Origin of the sequence: Pseudomonas inefficax (assembly GCF_900277125.1) — a bacterium.
Lineage (GTDB): Bacteria > Pseudomonadota > Gammaproteobacteria > Pseudomonadales > Pseudomonadaceae > Aquipseudomonas > Aquipseudomonas inefficax.
This window is the reverse complement of sequence record NZ_OPYN01000235.1, coordinates 1-1,933: the sequence shown is the minus strand read 5'-3', so window position 1 is coordinate 1,933 and position 1,933 is coordinate 1. Positions and strand designations below refer to the sequence as shown.

Sequence of the window (1,933 nt, the reverse complement as noted above, 5' to 3'; positions counted from 1 at the left end):
GGGCCGCTGAAGGGCCAGATCAAGGGCAGGTCGCCGAGTGCCTGCTGCTTTGTCAGCGCTTCCTGTAGGTAGTTTTCACCGAAATCGCTCACGCCGGCGGCGTGGATCTCGCGGATGGCGCTGGCTGGCTTGGTCTTGCTCACGGCCAGCAACTGGACGCTGGCCGGATCACGCCCGGCAGCCTGGGCAGCGCTGGCGATACGGGCGGAAATAGCGGAAAGGTTGTCTGCTAGGGTGGACATGGACTGATGCCGGCGGCTGTGGGGTTTGCGGCATTCTACCTACTTGAAGGCCTTTGGGGAGTCTCATGGATGTGACCGACCTGTTGGCCCGGGCCGTGGATGCGGGGGCTTCCGACCTGCACCTGGCGGCGGGCCAGATACCGATGTTGCGCCTGGATGGCGTGCTTCAGCGCATGGCCCTGCCGACCTTGGGCCCGGCCGCCTTGACCGAGGGCATGGCACCGATGCTGGATGAAGACCAGCGCCGACAGTGGGCCCAGGGAGATGAGCTGGACCTGGCGCTGGAATTGCCGGCGCTGGGGCGCTTTCGGCTGAACCTGTTTCGCCAGTTGCATGGCCCTGCGGCCACCTTTCGCCTGATCCCGGGGCATATCGCCACGCTCGATGAGCTCGATCTGGGGGATGTGTTTCAAGCTGTTGCGCAGTGCAGCGATGGCTTGATCCTCGTGGGTGGGCCGACCGGCAGCGGCAAGTCCAGCACCTTGGCGGCACTGCTCGACCGGCTGAACCGCGATCGGGCTTTGCATATCATCACCCTCGAAGATCCTGTCGAAGTTATCCACAGCAGCCAATGCAGCCTGATCAACCAGCGTGAGGTTGGCCGCCATTGCTGCGGGTTCGCCCAAGGGCTGCGCAGTGCCCTGCGCCAGGACCCGGATGTGATCATGATCGGTGAGCTGCGCGACCTGGAAACCATTCGCCTGGCCTTGCGCGCGGCCGAGACCGGGCACCTGGTACTGGCGACAGTGCATACGCGTTCGGCGGTGAACAGCATCGACCGGCTGGTGGAGGTGTTCGCTGCCGAAGAGAAGCCACTGGTGCGGACGATGCTGGCCGAGTCGTTGCGGTTGGTGGTGGCTCAGGTGCTGGTCAGGCGCGCGGGCGGTGGTCGGGTTGCTGCACGGGAAGTGCTGGTGGTAACGCCAGCAGTGCGTAATCTGGTCCGGGAAGGACGGATGGCGCAGCTGTATTCGGTGATGCAGGCGGGTGGTGCGGATGGGATGCGGACGATGGAGGGAGCGATGCGGGGGTTGAGGGAGCGAGGGCTTATCAAGGATTTGTAGCGCCCGTGCTGGCCCTTTCGCGGGTAAACCCGCTCCCACAGGGATAACACTGCCTTCGAATGCTGTGGTGTACCTGTGGGAGCGGGTTTACCCGCGAAGGGGCCAGTACAGGAGAGCGCCGATCAGATCAGCGCTTGGCCAGGTTCAGCTGCTGCTGTTCTTTCGGCAGCACTCGCTTGGCTACCACGTAATGCTTCTGCCAGTAAGGCTTGCTCAGGGTGTCGATGCTCACCCGCTTGCCACGGCGTGGAGCATGGATGAAGCGATCGTTGCCCAGATAGATGGCAACGTGGTTCACCCGGCGGCTCTTGATATTGAAGAAGATCAGGTCACCTGGCTTCAGGTCACCCTTGGCCACCTTGACGCCGTGGCCCTGGGCCATGGCATTGGAGGTGCGCGGCAGGTCGACGTCGGCGACGTCGTTGAAGGCGTACTTGACCAGCCCGCTGCAATCGAAGCCTTTCTTCGGGCTGCTGCCGCCCCAGACAAAAGAGGGGCCGAGCACATACACCGCACGGCTGAGCACGTCGCTGCTCTGCTTCGGCGACATGGCTGCGACCGGTACGCCGGGCACGCTGCGGCTGCTGGCGGCATTGCTTGGACGGCTACGCAGCGCGGTCTGCTTGA

2 protein-coding genes and 1 pseudogene are annotated in these 1,933 nt (G+C 64.0%); 1 reads left to right on the top strand and 2 read right to left on the bottom strand.

Annotated features, from left to right (window positions below; all coding sequences use genetic code 11):
* Positions 1-242, bottom strand: a pseudogene (locus tag JV551A3_RS29620) (YggS family pyridoxal phosphate-dependent enzyme); the annotation flags it as partial.
* A gap of 65 nt (positions 243-307) precedes the next feature.
* Between JV551A3_RS29620 and JV551A3_RS29615 the strand changes: the two are divergent.
* The gene (locus JV551A3_RS29615; protein ID WP_133979355.1) at positions 308-1,306 is read left to right on the top strand and encodes a type IV pilus twitching motility protein PilT; all 999 of its coding nucleotides are present in this window, start codon (positions 308-310) and stop codon (positions 1,304-1,306) included.
* Between the two features lie 127 nt (positions 1,307-1,433).
* Here the strand turns inward: JV551A3_RS29615 and JV551A3_RS29610 are convergent.
* The coding region (locus JV551A3_RS29610) for a C40 family peptidase (protein WP_133979354.1) at positions 1,434-1,933 on the bottom strand (500 nt) is incomplete at its 5' end.